26 protein-coding genes and 2 tRNA genes are annotated in these 22,893 nt (G+C 62.8%); 14 read left to right on the top strand and 14 right to left on the bottom strand.

Going from position 1 to position 22,893, the window contains the following annotated elements; all coding sequences use genetic code 11:
• Positions 1-43: 43 nt before the first annotated feature.
• On the bottom strand, positions 44-1,072 hold the full coding sequence (locus FJ490_RS03615) for an amino acid ABC transporter substrate-binding protein (protein WP_140494320.1): 1,029 nt from the start codon (positions 1,070-1,072) through the stop codon (positions 44-46).
• Between the two features lie 591 nt (positions 1,073-1,663).
• On the opposite strand from FJ490_RS03615, the gene FJ490_RS03610 reads away from it, so the two are divergent.
• The 5 genes from FJ490_RS03610 (at position 1,664) to FJ490_RS03590 (ending at position 5,867) form a co-directional block, all read left to right on the top strand.
• Entirely contained in the window at positions 1,664-2,848 is a 1,185-nt protein-coding gene (locus FJ490_RS03610; protein ID WP_140728216.1) for a cystathionine beta-lyase, read from the top strand.
• A gap of 213 nt (positions 2,849-3,061) precedes the next feature.
• The gene (locus FJ490_RS03605; RefSeq protein WP_140515503.1) at positions 3,062-4,150 is read left to right on the top strand and encodes an HPP family protein; all 1,089 of its coding nucleotides are present in this window, start codon (positions 3,062-3,064) and stop codon (positions 4,148-4,150) included.
• A gap of 90 nt (positions 4,151-4,240) precedes the next feature.
• Positions 4,241-4,909, top strand: coding sequence for an RNA polymerase sigma factor (locus FJ490_RS03600; protein ID WP_140515501.1), 669 nt, complete (start codon positions 4,241-4,243; stop codon positions 4,907-4,909).
• Positions 4,910-5,025: 116 nt separating this feature from the next.
• Positions 5,026-5,550: a DUF4142 domain-containing protein gene (locus tag FJ490_RS03595; protein WP_140494328.1), complete on the top strand. Its 525-nt coding sequence runs from the start codon at positions 5,026-5,028 to the stop codon at positions 5,548-5,550.
• On the top strand, positions 5,547-5,867 hold the full coding sequence (locus FJ490_RS03590) for a cupredoxin family copper-binding protein (protein WP_140494330.1): 321 nt from the start codon (positions 5,547-5,549) through the stop codon (positions 5,865-5,867). The genes FJ490_RS03595 and FJ490_RS03590 overlap by 4 nt, the downstream gene beginning before the upstream one ends.
• A gap of 103 nt (positions 5,868-5,970) precedes the next feature.
• On the opposite strand, the gene FJ490_RS03585 is transcribed toward FJ490_RS03590, so the two are convergent.
• The 5 genes from FJ490_RS03585 to FJ490_RS03565 form a co-directional block, all read right to left on the bottom strand.
• Complete coding sequence (locus tag FJ490_RS03585) at positions 5,971-7,191, bottom strand: anion transporter (protein WP_140561862.1); 1,221 nt, start codon at positions 7,189-7,191, stop codon at positions 5,971-5,973.
• A gap of 153 nt (positions 7,192-7,344) precedes the next feature.
• Positions 7,345-8,133 (bottom strand): GGDEF domain-containing protein, encoded by a 789-nt coding sequence (locus FJ490_RS03580; protein ID WP_140494334.1) that lies wholly within the window; start codon positions 8,131-8,133, stop codon positions 7,345-7,347.
• Positions 8,134-8,318: 185 nt separating this feature from the next.
• Entirely contained in the window at positions 8,319-8,543 is a 225-nt protein-coding gene (locus tag FJ490_RS03575; protein WP_140494336.1) for a hypothetical protein, read from the bottom strand.
• Between the two features lie 289 nt (positions 8,544-8,832).
• A tRNA-Arg gene (locus FJ490_RS03570) sits at positions 8,833-8,909 on the bottom strand.
• Between the two features lie 58 nt (positions 8,910-8,967).
• Entirely contained in the window at positions 8,968-9,273 is a 306-nt protein-coding gene (locus tag FJ490_RS03565; RefSeq protein WP_140494338.1) for an ETC complex I subunit, read from the bottom strand.
• Between the two features lie 141 nt (positions 9,274-9,414).
• On the opposite strand from FJ490_RS03565, the gene FJ490_RS03560 reads away from it, so the two are divergent.
• From FJ490_RS03560 to FJ490_RS03545, 4 genes are all read left to right on the top strand, one after another.
• A tRNA-Pro gene (locus FJ490_RS03560) sits at positions 9,415-9,491 on the top strand.
• A 307-nt stretch (positions 9,492-9,798) separates the two neighbouring features.
• The gene (locus FJ490_RS03555) at positions 9,799-10,668 is read left to right on the top strand and encodes an ABC transporter ATP-binding protein (RefSeq protein WP_140494340.1); all 870 of its coding nucleotides are present in this window, start codon (positions 9,799-9,801) and stop codon (positions 10,666-10,668) included.
• Positions 10,665-11,453, top strand: coding sequence for an ABC transporter permease (locus FJ490_RS03550; protein WP_140584473.1), 789 nt, complete (start codon positions 10,665-10,667; stop codon positions 11,451-11,453). The genes FJ490_RS03555 and FJ490_RS03550 overlap by 4 nt, the downstream gene beginning before the upstream one ends.
• A gap of 27 nt (positions 11,454-11,480) precedes the next feature.
• Entirely contained in the window at positions 11,481-12,491 is a 1,011-nt protein-coding gene (locus FJ490_RS03545; protein WP_140558883.1) for an ABC transporter substrate-binding protein, read from the top strand.
• A 397-nt stretch (positions 12,492-12,888) separates the two neighbouring features.
• On the opposite strand, the gene hdaA is transcribed toward FJ490_RS03545, so the two are convergent.
• The 3 genes from hdaA to FJ490_RS03530 are packed head-to-tail and all read right to left on the bottom strand — an operon-like array spanning position 12,889 to position 15,344.
• Positions 12,889-13,593, bottom strand: coding sequence for a DnaA regulatory inactivator HdaA (gene hdaA / locus FJ490_RS03540; RefSeq protein ID WP_140728215.1), 705 nt, complete (start codon positions 13,591-13,593; stop codon positions 12,889-12,891).
• A 34-nt stretch (positions 13,594-13,627) separates the two neighbouring features.
• Positions 13,628-14,815 carry an AI-2E family transporter gene (locus FJ490_RS03535; protein ID WP_140494346.1) on the bottom strand — a complete coding sequence of 396 codons (1,188 nt, stop codon included), beginning with the start codon at positions 14,813-14,815 and terminating at the stop codon, positions 13,628-13,630.
• Complete coding sequence (locus FJ490_RS03530) at positions 14,787-15,344, bottom strand: CDP-alcohol phosphatidyltransferase family protein (RefSeq protein WP_140495033.1); 558 nt, start codon at positions 15,342-15,344, stop codon at positions 14,787-14,789. The genes FJ490_RS03535 and FJ490_RS03530 overlap by 29 nt, the downstream gene beginning before the upstream one ends.
• A gap of 172 nt (positions 15,345-15,516) precedes the next feature.
• Here FJ490_RS03530 and purM point away from each other — a divergent pair, with 172 nt between their 5' ends.
• The 5 genes from purM to FJ490_RS03505 all read left to right on the top strand — a co-directional run bounded on the left by purM (position 15,517) and on the right by FJ490_RS03505 (position 18,517).
• Positions 15,517-16,593, top strand: a complete 1,077-nt coding sequence (gene purM / locus FJ490_RS03525) for a phosphoribosylformylglycinamidine cyclo-ligase (RefSeq protein WP_140494348.1) — start codon at positions 15,517-15,519, stop codon at positions 16,591-16,593.
• Positions 16,590-17,303, top strand: coding sequence for a phosphoribosylglycinamide formyltransferase (gene purN / locus FJ490_RS03520; protein ID WP_140728214.1), 714 nt, complete (start codon positions 16,590-16,592; stop codon positions 17,301-17,303). The genes purM and purN overlap by 4 nt, the downstream gene beginning before the upstream one ends.
• Positions 17,304-17,384: 81 nt before the next feature.
• Positions 17,385-17,618 carry a type II toxin-antitoxin system HicA family toxin gene (locus FJ490_RS03515; RefSeq protein WP_246672584.1) on the top strand — a complete coding sequence of 78 codons (234 nt, stop codon included), beginning with the start codon at positions 17,385-17,387 and terminating at the stop codon, positions 17,616-17,618.
• Positions 17,615-17,956, top strand: coding sequence for a type II toxin-antitoxin system HicB family antitoxin (locus FJ490_RS03510; protein ID WP_140728212.1), 342 nt, complete (start codon positions 17,615-17,617; stop codon positions 17,954-17,956). The genes FJ490_RS03515 and FJ490_RS03510 overlap by 4 nt, the downstream gene beginning before the upstream one ends.
• A 51-nt stretch (positions 17,957-18,007) precedes the next feature.
• Positions 18,008-18,517 (top strand): histidine phosphatase family protein, encoded by a 510-nt coding sequence (locus FJ490_RS03505; protein ID WP_140565086.1) that lies wholly within the window; start codon positions 18,008-18,010, stop codon positions 18,515-18,517.
• Positions 18,518-18,564: 47 nt separating this feature from the next.
• Here FJ490_RS03505 and FJ490_RS03500 read toward each other — a convergent pair whose 3' ends face one another.
• The 5 genes from FJ490_RS03500 to FJ490_RS03480 all read right to left on the bottom strand — a co-directional run bounded on the left by FJ490_RS03500 (position 18,565) and on the right by FJ490_RS03480 (position 22,851).
• The gene (locus FJ490_RS03500) at positions 18,565-18,804 is read right to left on the bottom strand and encodes a DUF680 domain-containing protein (RefSeq protein WP_140584470.1); all 240 of its coding nucleotides are present in this window, start codon (positions 18,802-18,804) and stop codon (positions 18,565-18,567) included.
• A gap of 190 nt (positions 18,805-18,994) precedes the next feature.
• Complete coding sequence (locus FJ490_RS03495) at positions 18,995-19,222, bottom strand: DUF680 domain-containing protein (RefSeq protein ID WP_140670123.1); 228 nt, start codon at positions 19,220-19,222, stop codon at positions 18,995-18,997.
• Between the two features lie 44 nt (positions 19,223-19,266).
• Positions 19,267-19,470 (bottom strand): DUF680 domain-containing protein, encoded by a 204-nt coding sequence (locus tag FJ490_RS03490; protein ID WP_140515477.1) that lies wholly within the window; start codon positions 19,468-19,470, stop codon positions 19,267-19,269.
• A 505-nt stretch (positions 19,471-19,975) separates the two neighbouring features.
• Positions 19,976-20,749, bottom strand: coding sequence for a 4-hydroxy-tetrahydrodipicolinate reductase (gene dapB / locus FJ490_RS03485; protein ID WP_140728211.1), 774 nt, complete (start codon positions 20,747-20,749; stop codon positions 19,976-19,978).
• An 8-nt stretch (positions 20,750-20,757) separates the two neighbouring features.
• The gene (locus FJ490_RS03480; protein ID WP_140728210.1) at positions 20,758-22,851 is read right to left on the bottom strand and encodes an ATP-dependent helicase; all 2,094 of its coding nucleotides are present in this window, start codon (positions 22,849-22,851) and stop codon (positions 20,758-20,760) included.
• Between the last annotated feature and the right edge of the window lie 42 nt (positions 22,852-22,893).

The raw sequence follows: 22,893 nt of genomic DNA, 5'->3' as shown, positions 1-22,893 counted from the left end.
AAACCGGAAGGCAGATGGTTCTGCCTTCCGGATCACATTTCGATCAGCGGATCGGTGGAGCGTATTGCAGGCCGCCCTTGGTCCACAACGCGTTGATGCCGCGGGCGATCTTCAGCGGGCTGCCCGAGCCGACATTGCGGTCGAACATTTCGCCGTAATTGCCGACCGCCTTGACGATGTTGACGACCCAGTCGTTGGAGACGCCGAGATCGGTGCCGATCTTGGTGTCGGCTTCCTGGCCGAGCACGCGTTTGATCTCAGGGCTGGCCGAGTTCTTCATCTCGTCGACATTGGCCTTGGTGATGCCGAGTTCCTCGGCATCGAGCAGCGCGAAATAGGTCCACTTGACGATATGGTACCACTGGTCGTCGCCCTGGCGCACTGCCGGTCCGAGCGGCTCCTTGGAGATGATCTCCGGCAGCACGACGTGATCGGCCGGCGCACCCAGCGTCAGGCGGATGCCGTAAAGGCCCGACTGGTCTGTGGTGTAGACGTCGCAGCGGCCGGCGTCATAGGCTGCGTTGACCTCTTCGAGCTTCTCGAAAACGACCGGATTGTACTCCATCTTGTTCGCCTTGAAGTAGTCGGCGAGGTTGAGCTCGGTGGTGGTGCCGCTCTGCACGCAGACGGCGGCGCCGGACAGCTGAAGCGCCGAATTGACGCCCGGCAGCTTCTTGGCGTTGATCATGAAGCCCTGGCCGTCATAGTAGGTGGTGCCGATGAAGTTCAGGCCAAGTGCCGTGTCGCGGTTAATGGTCCAGGTGGTGTTGCGCGACAGGATGTCGATCTCGCCCGACTGCAGCGCGGTGAAGCGCTCCTTGGCGCTGAGCGGCGTGAACTTGACCTTGGAGCCGTCACCGAAGACGGCGGCCGCCACGGCGCGGCAGAAATCGGCATCGATGCCTTGCCAGTCACCCTTGTCGTCCGGCGCCGAGAAGCCGGCCAGGCCCGTCGACACGCCGCATTGGATGAAGCCCTTCTGCTTGACCGTGTCGAGCGTGGTGGCTGAAGCCGTTGAAGCCACGGCTCCAAGCGCGGCGGCTCCAAGGATGCCGATTGCAATGTGTTTCATGACCCACAGACCCTTTTCTGTTTTCAGGCAAACCTGATCTTTTTTTCCCGCGTGAACGCAGCTTTTCGTTCCGGCCCATTTCCGGAACTCCGCATCGCAGTCGACGCGCCGCCTCCCATTCACGAACAGCATCGAAGGCGATAATTCCTGTGAGGTCAAGGAAAATGACCGAATTCAGATGGGTTTGAAAATCGTTTGCCGCAATTGCCTGAATCGCAGACAAACGCGCCCGCAATTTAGTCAGAAGCGCGAATAAAGCCGGCGAAGCTCGCCCTACGCCAGGCTGCGCTCTGTCCGCAAAAAATCCATCCGCCCGATTACTCTGCGTTACTGTGCTCTGCCGGCCGGTTGCGTGCCGATGTCTGCGCCCTCTGGCTGGATCTGGGTCATGGTGAGGTGCGCTTTGCGCTATCAAGGCGACGCATGCCGCTGCCGGCGGCGGGCTTTCTGGCCGCGCATTACGCTTGCAGTCGGCCTGCGGCGGCTCCGGCAATTGGCACATTCGAAGTCGGGGTCCTGGCGAAAGCCGGCTGTTGCGCGGTCCATGTCGCCGCACTATGGCTAGCGGCTTACCAAAAAAGGCGACGACGAATGGCAAAAGACGGCAACGAGCCGGTGACTGGCAAAATGGGCATCAACACGCGGCTTGCCCATTCGGGCAACAACCCGCACGACTATTTCGGCTTCGTCAATCCGCCTGTCGTGCACGCCTCCACGGTGCTGTTCCGCAATGCCGCCTCGATGGCTGGACGGGACCAGAAATACACCTACGGCACGCGCGGCACACCGACCACCGACGCCTTGGCCCAGGCCATAGACGCGCTGGAGGGGTCGGCCGGCACGATCGTGGTCCCGTCGGGCCTGGCGGCGGTGACGGTGCCGCTGCTTGCCTTCGTTTCGGCGGGCGACCACCTGCTGATCGTCGACAGCGTCTATCATCCGACGCGCAACTTCGCCGATACGATGCTGAAGCGGCTCGGCGTCGAGGTCGAGTATTATGCTCCCGGCGTCGGCGCGGGCATCGCCGCCTTGATCAAGCCGAACACCAAGGTGGTGTTCACGGAATCGCCGGCTTCAAACACGTTCGAGGTGCAGGACATACCAGCCATCGCCAAGGCCGCGCACGCCGCCGGTGCCATCGTCATGATGGACAATACCTGGGCGACGCCGCTTTATTTCCGTCCGCTCGACCATGGCGTCGACATCTCGATCCATGCGGCGACGAAATATCCCGCCGGCCATTCGGACGTGCTGCTGGGTACGGTGTCGGCCACCGAGGCCTGCTGGAAACAGCTGTATGAAAGCTTCTGCACGCTTGGCTGCTGCGCCGGACCCGAAGACGTCTACCAGGTGCTGCGCGGCTTGCGCACCATGGGGGTGCGCCTCGATCACCATCAGCGCAGCGCGCTCGCCATCGCGGCATGGCTGGAGGGCCAGAAGGGCGTGGCGCGCGTGCTCCACCCTGGCCTTCCCAGTCATCCCGACCACGCGCTGTGGAAGCGTGACTTTTCCGGCTCCAGCGGCATCTTCTCCATCGTGCTTGCCGGCGGCGGCCAGAAACAGCAGCACGCGTTCCTCGACGCATTGCGGATCTTCGGTCTCGGCTACTCCTGGGGCGGTTACGAGAGCCTTGCCGTGCCGGTCTGGCTCGGCGACCGCGTCGTTGCCAAGGGCCCCTATGAAGGGCCGTTGATTCGTCTCCAGATCGGCCTCGAGGATGTCGAGGACCTCATGACCGATATTCTTCGCGGGCTCACCGCCGCCGCAGCGGCCTGACGCGACCTCTCGGACCGATACCAGCAACGCCTGCAAGGCCTTGACGCGATTGAGCAAACCGGGGCCGCACGCGGCCCCCCCGGTCCGGCCATGTCGGCAATATTATTCTCCCCATCCGCAGTTTTGCGGATTTGTTTGACTTCCAAATTGCCGGCTTCCGCTTCATTGCGGCAGCGGAAATCATTCCCCAGCCACCGCACCAAGAGCCTGCCCATGGCGTTCCGCCTCTTTGTTCCCATTCTTGCCGGCGCGACGCTGCGCGAACGCATCATCGCCTGCGTCGGTGCGATGATCGGCATTGCGCTGACTGGCGCGATCAGCGGACTCACACTGGGTAGCGGGCCACATGTGCCGCTGCTGGTGGCGCCAATGGGAGCATCGGCGGTGCTGTTGTTCGCGGTGCCCGCCAGCCCGCTGGCGCAGCCCTGGTCGATCATCGGCGGCAACACGATCTCGGCGCTTGTCGGCGTGATCGTGGTGCAATTCGTGCACCAGCCGGTGCTCGCCACCGGTATTGCGGTAGCGCTGGCGATTGCCGCAATGTCGTTCACGCGCTGCCTGCATCCACCCGGGGGTGCGGCGGCATTGACCGCGGTGTTCGGCGGCCCAGCCGTGATCAGCGCCGGCTTCCTTTTTCCTTTCGTGCCGGTGGCGGTCAATTCGATGCTGCTGGTGGCGCTTGGCTACGGCTTCCACAAGCTGGCCCGGCGCAACTACCCGCACGTGCCGGCCCCGGCGCCGGTAAACAGTCACGGCACCATCGATCCGCCGGCGCAATTGCGTGTCGGTTTTCGCTCCGAGGACATCGACGCCGCGCTTGGAGCGCTCGACGAGACCTTCGACATCGATCGGGGCGATCTCGACCGGCTGCTGCGGCAGGTCGAATTGCAGGCCATGGTGCGCGAGCATGCGACGTTGCGGTGCCAAGACATCATGTCGCGCGACGTCATCTCGGTGGACGAGCACACGCCAGCCGCCGCTGCGCGCCAATTGCTGCTTGACCACAACATACGAACCTTGCCGGTGGTGGATGCCGAGGCAAGGCTGGCCGGAACCGTGGGCTTGCGGGAACTGACGCTGGCGGCCGGCACGGTCGGAACCGTGATCTCGCCGGCGGCAACCGCAACTGCCGGCTCGAACGCCATGGCGCTGCTGCCAGTGCTGACCGACGGGCGCAGTCACGCCGTCATCATCGTCGACGATAAAAACCACATCCTCGGGCTGATCACGCAAACCGATCTGCTGGCCGCGACGGCGCGGATGCAAAACACCGGCAGGGAGCCGGCCAAAGTGCTAGCATAGGCAGCCAGGCGGATCGCCTGGCGTGATTTTTCGGGAACCTTTTTTCGAAACCTGCATCCAATCTTTCGTGCAAGGATCGATGGAGGACACATGCCTGCGCTGACGGCAACATCAACAGCGACGGACGAGCTCCGGCTCGTAGCCCGCGCGCTTGCCCGCGACAGCGATGCCTTTCGCAAGATCATGAAGCTGAACAACCAGCGGCTCTACCGACTGGCGCGCGGCATGGTGCGCAATGACAGCGAGGCCGAGGACATCGTGCAGGAGGCCTATGTCAGGGCCTTTACCAATCTCGGCACCTATCGCGGCGATGCTTCGCTTTCCACCTGGCTGTCGCGCATCGTCATCAACGAGGCGCTCGGGCGGCTTCGCAAAGGACGGCGAACCGTGGCCATGCCTGAAAACCCGGAAGCGCAGATCATCCGGTTTCCCCTCAACCCAAGCGACGATCCGGAGCGGACGATGGCGCAGCGGCAGATCCTCGGGCTTGTCGAGCGGGCGACCGACAGCCTGCCCGACGCCTATCGCGCGGTTTTCGTGGCCCGCGTCATCGAGGGCCTGAGCATCGAGGAGACCGCCGACCTGCTCGGCGTGCGGCCCGAGACCGTCAAGACGAGACTGCACCGCGCCCGCGCTTTGCTGCGCAAGGCGCTGGACGACGAGATCGGGCCGGTGCTGCTCGACGCCTTCCCCTTCGCCGGCCGGCGCTGCGAACGGCTGACGCAGGCCGTGATGAAGCGGCTCGGATTCGAGGGGTGATCTTCAAAGCCAGATCTTTCGCCGATTTGTCGGGAACGTTTCCGCGCCATCCTCATCCAATGAATGTCAACCCAGATGAAGCCCGCTGCCCAGGCTGTCGGGCGGAAGGAGATGCCATGCTTATCAGACACACCGCAGCGCTTGCCGCCCTCTTGCTGCTTGGCGCTGCCCCATTCGCGCAAGCTGCCGACAAGCCGACCGACCCGCAGATCGCCCACATCGCCTACACAGCCGACATGATCGACATCGAGGCGGCCAAGCAGGCAATCAAGAAATCCAAGAACAAGGAAGTCGTCGATTTCGCCAAGGACATGGAGCGCGACCACGAAGCGGTGAACAAGCAGGCGCTCGACCTGCTCAAGAAGCTCAAGGTGAAGCCGGAAGACAATGCCACCAGCCAGGCGCTGACCAAGGCGGCGAAAGAGGAACATGCCAAGCTCGCCAAGCTGAAAGGGGCTGCCTTCGACAAGGCCTATATCGAAAACGAGGTGGCCTACCACAAGCAGGTCAATGGAGCGCTCGAAACCCTGCTCATTCCGTCGGCCAGCAATGCCGAGCTGAAGAGCCTGCTCGAAACCGGCCTCAAGATCTTCCAGGGGCATGAGCAGCATGCCGAACATGTCGCCGGCATGTTGAAATGAAAGCGGCCGTGCTGATCCGACCGCTCCTTGCCTGGCTGGCGCTGGTGCTTGCCGCCGGCCCGGCGCCGGCAGCGACGATCGAGGTGACGATCGACAAGCTCGTCTTCTCGCCCGCAAGCGTCGAGGCCAGGGTCGGCGACACGATCGAGTGGGTGAACAAGGACGCATTCGCCCACACGGCCACGGTGAAGGGCGGCTGGGAGGTGATGATCCCGCCGAAGGCGAAGGGAAAACTGACCCTCAAGACGGCGGGAGCGGTTGATTATTTCTGCCGCTTCCATCCCAACATGAAAGGCCGATTGGTAGTGGCGCCCTGAAAATCTGGGCCGGTGGCGGGACTTGGCCGCAAATACCAAGCCCCGTCACTCCGGAGCACCCGTCACTCCGGAGCAATTCAGCACGGAACAGTCGCGCCAGGGATCAGAGCGCCAGCCATGCCGTGCCAGCCGCCAGCGTTAGCAGCGTCAATGGCAGGCCGACTTTGAAGAAAGCGCCGAACGACAGCGACGTGCCGGCGGCGCGCGCCTGTTCGGCAACGATCAGATTGGCGACCGAGCCCAGGAGCGTGAAATTGCCGGCCAGCGTCGAGCTCATGGCGACGACCAGCCAGGCGCGCTCGGGGTTTTCCAGGCCGGGGATGAAGGGCCGCAGCGCCAGCACGGCCGGCACGTTGCTCATTATGTTGGAGAGCACCGCGGTGAAGCCCGACAGGCGCCAGACGTCGTCCAGCCCGAGGTTCTTGGCCGATGCGACGATGTCCGGTGTCAGCAGCGTTCGTTCGGCGCCGGCAACCACGATGAACAGGCCGGCGAACATGAACAGCAATGGCCCGTCGATTTCGCGATAGATGCGCTCTGGTTTGATGGCGCGGGTGAGCAGGAGGATGGCGCCGCCGATGAGCGCCGCCTTGGCGACAGGCACACCGGCGAAGAAGGCAACGGCCAGTCCGATGCAAACTACCACCGCTTTCAGCACCTGGCGGCGATGCATGCGGCCGCGCGAGACCTGCGGCGTCAATTCGCCGTTGCGCGCGAATTCGGTGCGGTAGACGATGCGAACAATGGCGATGACCGCGACGAGACCAAACAGCGCAACCGGAGCCAGAGCCGCTGAAAAGGCCGGATAGGAGATGCCCGACAGCGCACCGATGACCATGTTTTGCGGATTGCCGGTGATGGTGGCGACACTGCCGCAATTTGACGCGGTGGCGGTCGCGATGAGGTAAGGAACCGGATTGCGTTTGATGGCGCGGGTGACGTGAACGACGATCGGCGCCATGACAAGACAGATGGCGTCATTGACCAGGAAGGCCGACAGCAGGCCGGTCAGCAGGGTCACCATAACCAAAAGCATGAACGGCGCATGCGCATGCTCGATCGCGATGGCACCGAGGCCGCGAAAGGCGCCCGAGACCTTCAGATGCGCCACTACGATCATCATGCCGAGCAAAAGCGTGATGGTGTCGAAATTGATGGCGCGGTAGGCATCCTCCAGGCTGATCGCCCCGATGGCTATCATCGCGGCCCCGCCGAGCAGTGCGATCCCCGCCCGATCGAGGCGCAGGCCTGGTATGCGGCCGACGGCGACGCCGGCATAGGTCAGGACCAGGATCAGCAGTGCCGCCGCGCCCATCAATGTCATGCGAAGAAGGCCCTGCCCGATGCATTCAGCCCCGGCCGGAGCTGTGGCCACCACCTTTAGCGGGCGGCGCGCAAAGCGAAAATACCTTCTGCGTGATGGCTGCAGAAATCCCCAGCGACGCGCCCCCGGCGCCGGTGGCTGGCCGGATCCGCCTCAATGAACCGTGATTGTCGCGGCTGGCGGCGTTTGCTGGGAAACCATCGGATCGAAACTGACCTGGTCGCGTCCATTTGACTTGGCGGCATAGAGCCGCCTGTCGGCTGCCGAGAATATCTCCTCATAGGTGGTCGGCCCGTTAAAGGCGGTACCGCCAATGCTCACGGAAAGCGGACAGGACCGGCCGCCCGGCGAAAATTCCACCTCGCGAATTCGCCGGCGGATGCTTTCGGCAACCAGCCAGGATTGCGAGGGATCGACGCCGGGAAGAAACACGCCGAATTCCTCGCCGCCGATGCGGCCGACGATGTCGGTGCCGCGGAGCTGATCCTTGATCGTCTGCGCGATCAGTTTGAGCGCCTGGTCGCCGCAGTCATGCCCAAGCCGGTCATTGATCGATTTGAAGTGATCGGCGTCGATGATCAGCAGCGCACCGGAATTGGCCGACGCCTGTTTGCGGACCTGTTCGAGATAGGCTTCGACCAGCATGGAGAAAGCGCCGCGGTTGAGCACCGCCGTCAGGCTGTCGGTGGCGGCAACGACGGTGAGATCGCGCTGGGCAATGGCCAACTGGCGTATCTTCCACATCAGGAAGAAGAGAAACGATCCACCCAGCACCAGGGGCAACAGAATGTCGGTCAGCTGAGCCCGCCACACAGCTTCGGGCGAAAGATACGGGAAATTGAACGAATCGACGAAAAACGCCACGCCAATGAAGAACGCCGTGCCGGCGGCGGTGACGGCGATCACCCTGCCCCAACTCGTCGGCGACAGGTCGAGCTTCATCTCTTCAACTCCGTTAGCCGCGTCTACTATGACGCGCCAACGCAAACAAAACGATAAGACTTTCCCTCCAATTCGACGGCAGAGGTTGCAGGGTTACGGCCGCCGGACCGGCGGCCGCCTCCGGCCTGCGTCTCGAAGATTTGTCCGGATGATCGATCCGGACCTACGACAGGAGGGTCCTGCCGTCAGCCGTTGGGCGCCGATTCGCCCAGCGTCTCTGCAACAAAGGATGCCGCGATCAGATCGTCGGCATCCAGGCCTAGAGAGCCTTCGCCCGCTCCCATGATGGCGGCAACCTTATGGAAGGTCTTCAGCTCATGGTCGGAAATCCGGGCGGTTTGCATCTTGGCTTTGAGCTCGGCGATCCGTCGCCCCAAGGCGGGCGACGTTCCAATTTCACGTTTCGACATGACGCGGTTTTCTCCTTCCCCAACCCATGCTTGTTTTGCCCGCCATTCGCAGCCCGAATGCTTACTTTTATGAGGGACCGCGAATACAAGGCCCCGAACGCGTGATCGTTACGAAGGTTCCCGCGCGACAAGGTCACGAAATAATACGGAAAGGGCGCCGCGGCGGCGGCGTGCCGCCGTCGCGCCGGCAAGCGCATTCGTGAAGACGAGAAGGGATGAAAAGTTCCGACCGGATTCCTGCCCGCGTTGAAATTTCTCACGTCCGGAGCAGCTAAGCCATTGAAATTATTGGCGATCCCGACAGGATTCGAACCTGTGACCATCGGCTTAGAAGGCCGGTGCTCTATCCAGCTGAGCTACGGGACCGCTGGCCGGCTCGGAGCCGGTAAGATGTCTGCGCTGGCGCCCGCCCGGGCTTTGCCGGTCAATGCGTCCAGGGCGTCCTGCGGTCATAGCGGAAATTTTCCGCATAGGAAATCTGGCGGCGCTTGGGCTCTTTCGGCTCTTCGACGCGGTAGGCGAGCCCTTCCTTCTCGGCATAGGCCACGGCCTCTTCACGCGTGTCGAAGGTCAGCTTGATCTGGCTCCTCATGTCGCCGGAAGTGGTGTAGCCCATCAGCGGGTCGATTTTCTTGCGCATCTCGGGATCGAATTCCAGCACCCAATGGCCGGTCTTGGCCGTGCCGGACTGCATCGCGGTTTTGGCTGGACTGAAAATGCGCGCGGACATGACCACCTCATTGCTGTGCAAGGCAGCATGGCCGCCTCTTCGCCCGTCATTACTGCGCAATGCGGACGGCGGCAAGGTTTTTGCACTTGCAGGTTTTTGCACTTGCCATGCAACACTGAAATGAATAGGCAACAGACCGTTCGGAGTGTAGCGCAGCCTGGTAGCGCATCTGGTTTGGGACCAGAGGGTCGGGAGTTCGAATCTCTCCACTCCGACCACCTTTCACAGAAAAGGCAATCGAGGGCCGTTGGCGCCTGCGAATGGCAATGTGTCGGGTGCAGAATGGGGCTGTCGGCAATCTCCGCGCGGCCAGTTGTCTTTGCTGCTGCATGTCACGGTCGCAACAAAAAGCCGCGGACGGCAAAGTTGCCTGCTCCACCGCATCGACTATTGTGAGCCGGAACACGGCACGGTGTGGGGCGACAGATGACCATCGGACATCGACGGTCTCCGCTAAAGCCCTCACGGAGGAACCATGAGCGACAGTTGGACACCCACCCGTCTCGGCGCAGGGCGGCATTCGGCATGACGACGGAAACCGCCACGGGCGGCACGGAGACAAAATTCAGACAGCCGCCAGCCGGAACCGGGATCGCGGTCGATCTCGATGGAGTGACCATAGATTTCGCATTGGCGGCCGGGCGTAGCTTCCAGGCGGTCGCCCGCGCCGATCTGAAAGTCGGCGACCAGGAATTCGTGGCGATCATTGGGCCGACGGGCTGCGGCAAGTCAACGCTGCTGAATGCCGGCGCAGGGCTTCTCGAGCCTTCGGCAGGCAGCGTCCGTGTGTTCGGCGCCCCGCTTCGCGGTCTCAACAGACAGGCTGGCTACCTCTTCCAGCAGGATGCATTGATGCCCTGGAAGACCGCTCTGGACAATGTGGCCATCGGGCTGGAAGTGGCAGGCGTGCCCTCTTCCGAAGCAAAGGAACGCGCGCGAGCATGGCTCGGACGCGTCGGCCTGGCTGCTTTCTGCGAGCGCTACCCTCACATGCTTTCAGGCGGCCAGAAAAAGCGCGTTGCTCTTGCGCAGGTGCTGATCCGCGACCCCAAGATCATCCTCATGGACGAACCCTTCGGACCGCTCGACGCACAGACGCGGCTGATCATGGGCGGCCTTTTGCTCAAGCTGTGGTCGGACGACCGCAAGGCGGTGATGTTCGTCACCCACGACCTCGAAGAAGCGATCGCGCTGGCTGATCGCGTGGTGGTGATGTCAGCCGGTCCCTCGGCACGCATCATCGGCGACTTTCCAATCCCGCTGGCGCGTCCACGCGATATTTCGGAAATCAGGCTGGAACCGCGCTTCCAGGAATTGCATCGAGACATCTGGCACATGCTGAAGAAGGAAGTGCTCAAGGCTTACGGCGAGATTGAAGAAGGAGCGATCCGATGAAAAGGACGACGCTGCTTTTCGCACAGCTAACCGTGGCCGTCATCGTCATCGCGCTCTGGCAGGCAGCGTCGACGACGCACCTGATCGGCGATCCGAACAATATTTCCTTCTTCTTCTCGACCCCATTGGCGGTGGCAGGCCAGATATGGAAGTGGTTTGCCACCGGGACGATCTGGCATCATCTGTGGATCACGCTGTGGGAGTCCATGCTGGCCTTCGCCATCGGCTCGCTGGCAGCGATCGCGATCGGCTTCTGGTTTGCCCGCAAGCCGAGACTTGCGGCCGTCTTCGATCCCTATGTAAAGGCGGCCAATGCGCTTCCCCGCGTCGTGCTGGCGCCGATCTTCACGCTTTGGTTTGGCCTCGGCATCTGGTCCAAGGTTGCCTTGGGCGTGACGCTGGTTTTCTTCATCGTCTTCTTCAATGTCTACCAGGGCGTGAGGGAGGTGAACACGACGGTGCTGGCCAATGCCCGAATGCTCGGCATGAACGAACGGCAATTGCTGCGCCACGTCTATATGCCATCGGCATTGTCCTGGGTGTTTTCATCGCTCCATATCTCCGTCGGATTTGCCGTGGTCGGCGCCGTGGTCGGCGAATATCTCGGTGCGGCCGGCGGACTAGGCTATCTGATACAGCAGGCCGAAGGCGTGTTCGACGTGGCGGGCGTCTTTGCCGGAATGTTCGTCCTCGCCGCTTTTGTGCTCTTGATCGACTGGATCGTCACGCTGATCGAAAAAAGGCTGCTTGTCTGGCGGCCTGAATTCTCGAAACCAGGCCGATAGGCCCCAATTCCGCTCAAGGAGGAGATCATGAGGATCATTTCGAAACTGGCGGCCGCCGCCGTCGTATTGCTCGCGGTGGCCACAGACGTGGGGGCTGCCGAAAAGGTCACCATTTCGATCGGCGGAGCATCATGCCTCTGCTACATGCCGACCGTGCTCGCCAAACAGATCGGCGCTTACGAAAAAGCCGGTATCGATGCAGACCTCGTCGATTTCAAGGGCGGTTCTCAATCGCTGACCGCAGTATTGGGTGGCAGCGCGGATGTGGTGTCCGGCTATTTCGATCACACGGTGAAATTGGCCGCCAAGAACCAGCGCCTGCAATCCTTCGTCGTTTACGACCAGTTCCCGGGACTGGTGCTGGCGGTGGCGCCGGACCAGACCGGCAAGATCAAATCAGTGAAGGACCTTGCTGGCAAAAAGGTCGGCGTGACCGCTCCCGGTTCCTCGACCGACTTCTTCCTGAAGTTCCTTCTGCAGAAGAACGGCATCGACCCGACATCCGCCGCCGTGATCGGCGTTGGGCTGGGCGCTACCGCCGTCGCCGCCATGGAGCAAGGGCAGATCGACGCCGTGGTGACGCTCGATCCGGCCGTCACCGTGCTTCAGGCCAGGCATAAGGACCTGACCATCCTGGCGGACACGCGCACCCAGAAAGATACCGAGGCGGTATTCGGAGGCGACTATCCCGGCGGAGCGCTTTACACCCGGCCGGAATGGATGGCCGCGCATCCCCAAGCAACGCAGGGATTGACCAATGCCATGCTTGCCACGCTGGATTACATTCACTCCCACAGCGCCGAAGAGATCATGGCCCAGATCCCCGACAATCTGATCGGCAGCGACAAGGACGCCTATCTGGCCGCGTTGAAAAATGCGATCCCCATGTATTCGACCACCGGGCTCATGGATCCAAAAGGCGCGCAGGCCGTGCTCGACGTTTTCTCTCTCGGTTCGCCCGATGTGGCCAACGCCAAGATCGATATCACGCAGACGTACACGAACGACTATGTGAACAAGGCGAAGAAGGCCAACTGACGAGATCAACGTCAAGCAGCGGGCATATGGCTCGTTCGCCTCAGCCACGGAGTTCACCGAGCGCCGGCATTTCAGCGACTCGGTGGCCCCGTCGCCATTTTGGGTATCCGTCAATTGACGAATACCCGTTCTTCTCTCACCTAGCTTGGCATTGCGCGGGCAAGCCGAACGCGCAGCAATAGTGAGGGTGACTGAAGTCACATGAAGGTAAGCTCGCCGGGCGAGAACCCCAACCGCCCCACTCCCGGCGAGCCTACAACCTGATTTGGAACGCAATCAGGACCGGGGTTAGCCGGCAAGCTTGTATCGCAAGATCGGTGCCAGCTTCTGTTTCCCGAAATGGGACGGCTAAAGGGACATGGAAACCACCGTTTGCTGGCCGGCCGACCATCGCGCCCTAAACCTCGAACTCGCCCTGCCCCTCGTCCATGGCGCTGACGGTTTCAGCCGCCAGCGCCCGGGTGATCGGCGTCTTGCGTTCGAGCGCGGCGCGGTCCAGCCGCTCCACCACGCGCATGGCCGTCGCCAGGGAGCGCTCGATGCGGCGCACCAGATATTGCACGACATGCGGCTCGACCTCGACCTGTCGGTCGGCGAACAGCTTGGTGATGACACCTGCCAGCAGGAGATCGTCGGGCTCGTGGATCTCGACGGTTGCCGCAGCCTTCAGCCGCGACGCCAGATCCGGCAGCGTGACGCCCCAGGCCGAGGGAAAGCGGCGCGCCGTCAAAAGCAAATGCGAGCCGCTGCCGCGTACCGCATTGATCAGATGAAACAGCCCCTGCTGGTCGACTGTGCCGGTATCGACGTCGTCGATCAGCGCCGGCCGGGCACCGAGATTTACAATGCTGTCGCCAACGCGGTGCCCGTCGACCTGAACGGCATCCGCCCGTGCCCGCCAGATCGAGGCCAGATGGGTCTTGCCGGAACCGGCCGGACCGGCCAGCACGACCACCGGCGAGGGCCAGTCCGGCCAGCGGTCGACCAGCGCCACTGCCTGGTTGTTGGTGCCGGAGACGACGAGTTCGTCTCGCGAATAGCCGGTGCCATGGCCGAGATCGAGCGGCAGCTGGCGCGGCGGGTCGGCCCTCTGGTCGCTCATGCCAGGCTCAGCCGCGCGACCCGGCCAGGCCGGATCATGGATTGATGCCTTTGCGACGATCGGCCGGCAATGGCGGCACGGCCTTGCCGTGACCCTTGTAGAGCGGCGATTCCAGATAACGCGCAATGGCAAAGCGCACCAGCACCGCGACCGCGGCCGATGCAGGCACCGCAATCAGCAGGCCGACGAAGCCAAACAGCGCGCCGAAGGCAAACAGCGCGAACATCAGCCACACCGGATGCAAGCCGACGCTTTTGCCGACCAGCCGCGGCTGCAAGATATTGCCCTCGATGAACTGGCCGATGAAGAACACCACCGCGACCGCGACGACCATGGTCCAGTCCGGCCAGAACTGGACGAAGGCAACGCCGACGGCCAGCACCAGCCCGGTCAGCGAACCGACATAGGGGATGAAGGAGATCAGCCCGGCGAACAGGCCGATGAGGATGCCGAAATTGAGACCGGTCAGCGTCAGGCCGGTGGCATACATGGCGCCCAGCACCAGGCACAGCGTGCCCTGCCCGCGCACGAAGCCGGCCGTTGCCGTGTTGATGTCCCTGGCGATGGCGCGCACCGTGGCGACATTGTCCCGCGGCACCCAACTGTCGATCACCGCCACCATGCGGTCCCAGTCGAGCAGCATGTAGAAGGCGACCACCGGCGTCACCACGAACAGGCTGATCACCGAGACCAGCGCCACGCCCGAACTCCATATCGAGGTGAACACGGTTGTCAGCAGACCGAAGCCGGATGTCAGCAGTGAGTTCAATCCGTCGCGCAGGCCATTGGCGTTGACGCCGAATTTCTGTTCCAGCCATTTTGGATCGAACGAGGTGATCAGGCTCTGCAGCCGCGTCAGGTACTCAGGCAACTTGCCGGCAAAATCGGCCATCTGCGTCGCCAGCACCGGGATGAGGATGACAAAGGCCAGCACCAGCACGACAAGGAAGGTGATGAGGATGACCACCGTTGCCATGAAGCGGCTGAGGCCGAGCCGCTGCAGCCGGTCGGCCACGGGATCGAGGAAATAGGCGAGCACCATGCCGGCCACGAAGGGCAAGAGGATGGCGCTGAAAACATAGAGGAAAAGCGCGAGCGCGGCGACGCCGGCAAGCCAAAAGAAGATCTGCCGGCGGAATCCGGCGGATGGATCATCACCGGCTGCCGCCGGCGCGCTCGCCGCAGCTTCTTTGTCAGGTGCCCGGGGTGGAGCCTTCGCCATAGCCGCTCATATGCCTCAGCCAAGCCACGAGATAGGCTGCGGCCGAAGCCACGGTCAAGACCCCGGACAGCATTATGAGGGCGGGACGAAGTGGATCGAGATGGATCGAAAAAGCAAGCTCACCCAGTACCAGCGCCGCCAGTACAATCTGGATGGCGGTGTTGACCTTGGAGACGAGGAGCGGCTTCATCTCGACGGGATGGGCCATCACGGTGGACAACAGCACCGCGCAAATGATCAGCGCGTCGCGCGACACCATGGTGACGACCAGCCACAGCGGCAATTGCCCGATGAAGCCCAGGACGACGAACACGGAAACCAGGAGCAGCTTGTCGGCCACCGGATCGAGATAGGCGCCGAGCTTGGAATGCTGGTTGAACCGGCGGGCGATGAAGCCGTCGACGCCGTCCGAGATGCCGGCAACGAGGAACCCGGCAAAGGCCCAATCCCAGCGCGCCTGCAGCATGGCCAGCACCACGGCAGGCACCAGGACAAGGCGCATGATTGTGATCAGGTTGGGGATGGTCAAGCGCATGTCCCGTCGCTTCTGTCTGAACGATAGATGATGGAGACGGGGGATGGGCGCAAGAGAGAAGCTGCCGAGCTTCCCCTGGTGGGGAGCGGCAGTTTCAGCGCCGTTTTCCTTGCGGACCGAAACCGTTCATGCGAAGAGCCGCAAAGGAAACAGCGACAAGCCAGATATGAAGCGCGATACAGTCAAGCGTAAGAACGGGCTCACCTATGCCGAGGCTGGCGTCGACATCGATGCCGGCAATCTCATGGTCGAGAAGATCAAACCGCTGGTCAAGGCGACGCGCCGGCCTGGCGCCGATGGCGAGATCGGCGGTTTCGGCGGCTTGTTCGACCTCAAGGCCGCCGGCTTTACCGACCCGGTGCTGGTCGCCGCAAATGACGGCGTCGGCACCAAGCTGAAGATCGCCATCGACGCCGGCAAGCACGACACGATCGGCATCGACCTCGTCGCCATGTGCGTCAACGACATCGTCGTGCAGGGTGCCGAACCACTGTTCTTCCTCGACTATTTCGCCACCGGCAAGCTCGATCCGGACCAGGGTGCGGCGATCGTCGGCGGCATCGCCGCGGGCTGCCGGCAGGCCGGCTGCGCGCTGATCGGCGGCGAGACGGCCGAAATGCCCGGCATGTATCACGGCAAGGACTATGACCTTGCCGGTTTTGCCGTGGGCGCGGCCGAGCGCGGCCAGCTTCTGCCCACCGACGACATCGTCGAGGGCGACGTGCTGCTGGGGCTGGGTTCGTCGGGCCTGCATTCGAACGGCTTTTCGCTGGTGCGCCGCATCGTTGCGACCAGCGGCCTGGCATGGACCGATCCGGCTCCCTTCAATGACGAGGCCACATTGGCCGAGGCGCTGCTCGAGCCGACCCGGATCTATGTGAAATCGATCCTGAAGGCGATCCGCAACACGCACGGCATCAAGGCGCTGGCCCATATCACCGGCGGCGGCTTCCCCGAAAACATTCCGCGCGTTCTGCCGAAGGAGTTCTCGGCCGAGCTCGATCTCGACGCCATCGACGTGCCGCCTGTGTTCTCATGGCTGGCCAAGACCGGCGGTGTGGCGCCCGAAGAGATGATGCGCACCTTCAACTGCGGCATCGGCATGATCTTGGCGGTGGCGTCCGGCCAGGCGGCGCAGGTCGCTGCCGTCTTGCAGGAAGCCGGCGAGACGGTGACGCCGATCGGCCGGATCGTGCCGCGCCGCGACGCCGGCGTCATCTATCGGGGTTCGATCGGTCTATGAGCGCACAGAAGAAACGCACTGTCGTTCTTATCTCGGGGCGCGGCTCCAACATGACGGCGCTGATCGCCGCCGCCAGCGACCCGGCTTTCCCCGCCGAAATCGTCGGCGTTATCTCCGACAAGGCGGATGCCGCCGGCCTCGGCATGGCGAGGGCGCGCGGCATCGCCACCCAGGTGATTTCCCGGGCCGACCATGCCAGCAAGCAGGCGCATGACGCCGCGATCGATGCCGCGCTCACGGCCTTCAACGCCGAGATCGTGGCGCTGGCCGGCTACATGCGCATTTTGACGACCGGCCTCGTCCAAAAATGGCAAGGCCGCATGATCAACATCCACCCCGCGCTGTTGCCGGCCTTCAAGGGGCTCGACACACATGCGCGCGCGCTGGCGGCGGGCATGCGCATTCATGGCTGCACGGTGCATTTCGTCACGTCCGAGATGGATGACGGCCCGATCATCGCACAGGCGGCGGTGCCGGTAATGGTCGGCGACAATGCCGACATGCTGGCCGCACGGGTGCTCAAGGTCGAACACCAGCTCTATCCGCTGGCGCTGGGGCTGGTCGCCGAGGGCAAGGCTCGGATGGAAAAGGGCCGCACCGTGTTTGCCCGCTTCGCCGACGATGCCGAAAACGCAACCTCGATGATCATTGCGCCGAGCCCGCTGCGCGAGGAAATCGATTTCGAGCAATTGGCGCGGATCACGCCGTAGGCATTTTTGCAGTCATAATTTGATTGCAAACTTTGGCGCACCCGCCTATCTCATGCTTGCATGAACAGCAAGCATAGGCGCGTGCTCAAAGCGATGTTCACCGATCCAGTTTCGGGCAGTATCGAATGGATTGCCGTCGAAGCCTTGCTGGTCGCCGTTGGTTGCCAGGTGATCGAAGGAAGCGGCTCACGCGTGCGTTTTGTCTTTAAGAGCGAAGTCGAGACGTTCCACCGGCCACACCCTTCAAAGGAAGCAAAGCGATATCAAGTACGGGATGCTCGCCAATTCTTGTTGAGGATCGGAGTGAAGCCATGAATGCGATGACCTACAAGGGCTATTCGGCCCGTGTTGATTATGATGACGATGACGAGATTTTCTTCGGCCGTATTGCCGGTATTGGAGACGGCGTATCCTTCCATTCAGAAACTGTCGCGGGGCTAAAAGCCGCCTTCCATGAAGCCGTGGACGACTATGTCGAAACTTGCGCGAAAATCGGTAAGTCGCCGCAAAGACCTTATTCCGGCAATCTCATGTTGCGCGTTGACCCCTCGGTTCATTCAAAAGTTGCAATGGCAGCGGAACTCGCAGGCAAGAGCCTGAACCAGTGGGGAGAAGAAGTCTTGCGCGAGGCCGCCGAAAAGCAAATTGCCTGAACCAGCAGCTGTCCTGCCTCCATCTGCATCCGCCATTCGACCGGGAGTATCGTGAAACAGTTGTTTGTGCTGCGCCACGCCAAGTCGAGTTGGGACGATCCCAACCTCCCCGATTTCGACCGGCCGCTCGCCGAACGCGGATTGAAGGCGGCCCAATTGATAGGGCGCGAACTCGCGGCGCGCGGGTGGCTGCCGGACCAGGCGCTGGTATCGCCGGCGCTGCGCACCCGTGAGACCTGGCGGCTGGTGGACGCGGAGTTGCCAGCGCATCCACGAGTCGCGTTCTCCGAGGCGCTTTATGAAGCCTCGGCGACGGATATTCTGAGCCAGATTCGTCAAGCCGATCCGTCGAACGACAGCTTGCTGGTGGTCGGCCACAATCCCGGTCTGCAATATCTGGCGAAACAGCTTGCCGGGCCAGGGTCAGAGGCCAAGGCGCGCAGGAGGCTCGAAGGAAAATTTCCAACGGCAGCCTTTGCGCGCCTCGTTTTCCAGGGCGACTGGTCCAACCTGTCGTCCGCGCGGCTGACGCATTGCCTGCGTCTGAAGGATCTGCGCTAGAAATCCAGGGTTGAGCGGGCAACCAGGGCCACTGCGCGCCCGGGCCGCTAGTTGCCCCAGATGCCCTGGCCGGGTTCGGGCCAGTCGGTAGTGGGCTTCGTCTTGGCATCGCCTGTCTCGTGGCCGGCCATGCCCGTATCCTTGAGCGCGCCGGTGACAAGGTGGTCCACGCCCCCCATCGGGGCGACGGGCTGGTTGGCATTGTCGGAGCCATAATGGTCGCTGCCGGCAAAGGCGCTGCCGGTCGCAACGAGGATGGCGGCGGTGGCGAGGGCGATCTTGTTCATTTCAATCTCCTGGATTCATCCGTTAGGCGGCGTCTTGGGAGGACGGTTCCGCTAAGGACAAGACCCCAGGCACTCCTGTTTTATTCCTGGGCTCGGATTGTTTTCTGCCGAGCTTGGAGGATTGGTCATGCGCAAAAAACAAGAGCGGCGGGCCAGGCCCACCGCTCTTTGTGGTCGAAGACTTACAGAATCAACGGCCCCAGATGCCCTGGCCAGACTGAGCCGGCACGTTGGCATTCGCGTCGCCCTGCGCCTTTATGGACTTGGTGATCGAGCCGGTATGCGTGGTGTCGATGTTGGAGGTCGACTGGTTGGCAACCGGCTGGTTGACATTGTTGGAACCATAATTGTCGCTGCCGGCAAAGGCGGTGCCCGTGGCAATGAGAATGGCGGCGGCGGTAAGAGCGATCTTGGTCATTTCTTTACTCCTGAGTTCAAGTTGGTTGATGTCGGCAGTCGCGATTAGCGGCCGAAAAGGTTGCGGTCGGCGCCCTGCGAAGCCGGGGCCTGGACGGTTCCGTTCGTCTTCGAGGTCGAAGCGGTGACGGAATGGTCAACAGCGGCGGCGGGCTGATTGGCGTTGGCCGAACCATAATTGTCGCTGCCGGCGAAAGCGGTGCCCGTGGCAACGAGGATGGCAGCGGCGGTAAGAGCGATCTTGGTCATTTTGGTTACTCCAGTATGTTTGTTCTGTCCGTCTAGTGGCGTGCCCTTGGGAGGATTTCGCGTCGCTCGGACCACCCCGAGATGGGTCTGCGGTGTTGTCGTTTCCAGTCACGAAAATGTGCCAAAAAAGCTGTGGGACGGCCCTTGAAATTGAAACGACATCGCTGGCTGCCACAATTTTATCTTGTTGAACCAACGGTTTATTGAGAAAACTCCATTGAGCCCACCCGTTTGCGCAGAGCGTACGTTCACCGTTTGATGTACGGTCCGTCAACATAAATCGAACCGAACGGTTCGGTCTTATCTACGTAAGGCCCGCGCAAGTGGCCGCATCCGGGCGTTTGCTTTGCGGCTGGGTCGACATTGTCGCTTGCAAACGGGCTGAAGGACGCGCCAAGAGGCGCGCCGCATTCTCCACGCGGAGGCTTCGCCTCCGGTCGCGGCAGGCGCAAGCTTTCAGTCATTTTGCCGACTGGAGAAATGGAAAGCGGCGGGTTCTGGCCCGTCAGGAAGCGCCAAAGCCAAGGACGTCGCGCATACCGTATTGACCGGGCGGTCGCCCGGCCACCCAGAGGGCTGCGGCGATGGCGCCACGGGCGAACATGACGCGGTCCTCGGCCGCATGCGACAGGGTGACGATCTCGCCCCCGGTGCAGAAGCTGACGCTGTGCTCGCCGACGATGCTGCCGCCGCGCAGCATCGCGAAGCCGATCTCGCCGGCAGGCCGCGCACCGGTGACACCGTCGCGAACACGCCTCGCCATCGCATTGAGTTCGACGCCGCGTCCGTCGGCAATGGCTTGGCCGAGCATCAGGGCGGTGCCCGATGGCGCATCGATCTTGTGGCGGTGATGCGCCTCTAAAATCTCTGCATCCCAGTCCGCGGGACCGAGCGCTCTCGCCGCCTGCTCGACCAATCCGACCAGCATGTTCAGCCCAAGCGAAAAGCTCCCGGAGCGTACGATGACAACGGTTTTCGCGGCATCGGCGATGGCTGCCAATTCAGCGTCATCGAAACCGGTCGAGCCAATGACCATGGCAGGCCCGCGACGGCCGGCGCAGGCTCTCGCCAGATCGGCCGATGCCGCCGGCGTGGTGAAATCGACGACCACATCGGCCAGGCCGAGCGCCTCGTCGCGGCTGACCAGGCCATCGCCGGCAATGCCCGGTCGATGAAAGCGGGCAGTAAGCGCCAGCCGCGAGTCGGCCTGCACGGCGTCCGCCATCTGGCGCCCCATGCGGCCGAGCGCACCGGCAATTGCGATCCTGACTGGCGCCATCGCCGCGGCTATTTCCACATGCCGCGCATGCGCGCGCCAATGTCGACGCGTATCTCCGGCCGGGGCGCCCTGCCCGGCGCTGCTTGCGCTGCCGGCCATACCGTCTGTTCGAATGCCGCAAGGAGGGAGGCCGGGATGAAGCGCGTGCGCGAGGCATAGACATGGCGGTCGCCGCGCGCCGCCTGGCCATGCGCAAAGAAGCGCTGCGGCATGACCAGGTTGAGGCTGTCCTTGGCCCTTGTCATCGCCACGTAAAGCAGCCGGCGCTCCTCCTCGATATCTTCCCTGGTACCAACGCCGAGATCGGCCGGAATGCAGCCATCGACGGTGTTGAGCACAAACACGTTCTTCCACTCCTGGCCCTTGGCCGAGTGGATGGTCGACAGGATCAAATAATCCTCGTCGCGGTGCGGCGGCCCGGCCTGGTCGCTGGTCGCGTCCGGCGGATCGAGCGTCAGCTCGGTCAGGAACCGTTCGCGCGAAGCGTAGCCGGATCCGATCTGCTCGAGCTGCAGAAGGTCGGCCCGGCGCGTGGTTGCGTCCTCGTGGATGCGCTCGAGATGCGGCTCGTACCAGAGCCTGACCTGTTCGAGATCGGCCGGCCATTTGGCGCCGGCACGCAGGCCGGAGTAGAGCGAGACGAAGCCCGGCCAGTCATCCGCCGCGCGCTGCGGCGGCCGCCAGCCGGCAAGGCCCATCGCCTCGTCCAGCGCCGATGTCATCGTCTCCACGACCTGCGCCGCGGCCGAGGGGCCGATGCCCGGCAAAAGCTGCAGCACGCGAAATCCGGCGACGCGGTCGCGCGGGTTTTCGGCAAAGCGCAGCACCGCCAGCACATCCTTGACATGAGCGGCATCGAGGAATTTCAGCCCACCGAACTTGACGAAGGGAATGTTGCGCCGCGTCAGCTCGATTTCCAGCAGCCCGCTGTGGTGCGAGGCGCGAAACAGCACCGCCTGCGATTTCAGCGCCGTGCCGGCCTCGCGCTCGGCCAGGATGGCCTCGCAGACGAAATTGGCCTGTTCGACCTCGTCGCGTACAGTCACCAGCCTCGGCTTGGCGGCGGATTTGCGTTCCGACCACAGATTTTTGGTGAAGCGTTCCGAGGCCTCGCCGATCACCGCATTGGCGGCGGCCAAAATGGTGTCGGTCGAGCGGTAGTTGCGCTCCAGCATCACCACATCGGCGGCCTGCGCGAATTGGTTTGGGAAGTCCAGGATATTGCGCACCTCGGCGGCGCGGAACGAATAGATCGATTGCGCATCGTCGCCGACCACCGTCAGCCCGGCGCCATCGGGTTTGAGCGCCATGAGGATCGAGGCCTGCAGCCGGTTGGTATCCTGGTATTCGTCGACCAGCACATGGTCGAAGCGCCCGCCCAGATGCGTCGCTATCTCCGGTTCGGCCGTCATCTGCGCCCAGTAGAGCAGCAGGTCATCGTAATCGAGCACGTTCTGCGTCTGCTTGGCCTCGACATAGCCGGCGAACAGCTGCTTCAGCTGTTCGGCCCAGCCGGCGCACCACGGAAAGGCGGAGCCCAGCACCTCGCCGAGCGGCGCCTGCGCGTTGACGGCGCGCGAATAAATGGCAAGGCAGGTGCCCTTGGTGGGAAAGCGCGCTTCCGTCTTCGAGAAGCCGAGCTCGTGGCGCACCAGGTTCATCAGGTCGGCCGAATCCTCGCGATCGTGGATGGTGAAAGCCGGATCGAGGCCGATCTCCTGCGCGTAATCGCGCAGCAGCCGTGCACCGATGCCATGGAAGGTGCCGGCCCAGGTCAGCGCGTCAGTGACGATCGAGGCGTCACGGCCGAGCACCTCGCCGGCGATGCGCTCGACGCGCCTGGCCATTTCGGAGGCGGCGCGACGTGAAAACGTCATCAGCAGGATGCGGCGCGGATCAGCGCCCTTGACGATGAGATGGGCTACGCGATGCGCCAGCGTGTTGGTCTTGCCCGAGCCGGCGCCGGCAATGACCAGCAGCGGTCCGGCGATCCTGCCGTCGCCATGCTCGACGGCCTGGCGCTGGGCATCATTCAGCCTTGCGAGGTAAGCGGGCTGGTCGGTCGGTTCCCGAAATGTCGAATCATGGGCGGCAAGGTTCATCGCCCATCAAGCATCGTTTCCGCTTTGTTCGCAACAAGGAAG

The organism is Mesorhizobium sp. B2-5-11, from assembly GCF_006440835.1.
In the GTDB taxonomy this organism is placed as follows: Bacteria; Pseudomonadota; Alphaproteobacteria; order Rhizobiales; family Rhizobiaceae; genus Mesorhizobium.
The sequence above is the reverse complement of the archived record's forward strand: the minus strand, read 5'-3'. Positions and strand labels throughout refer to the sequence as shown.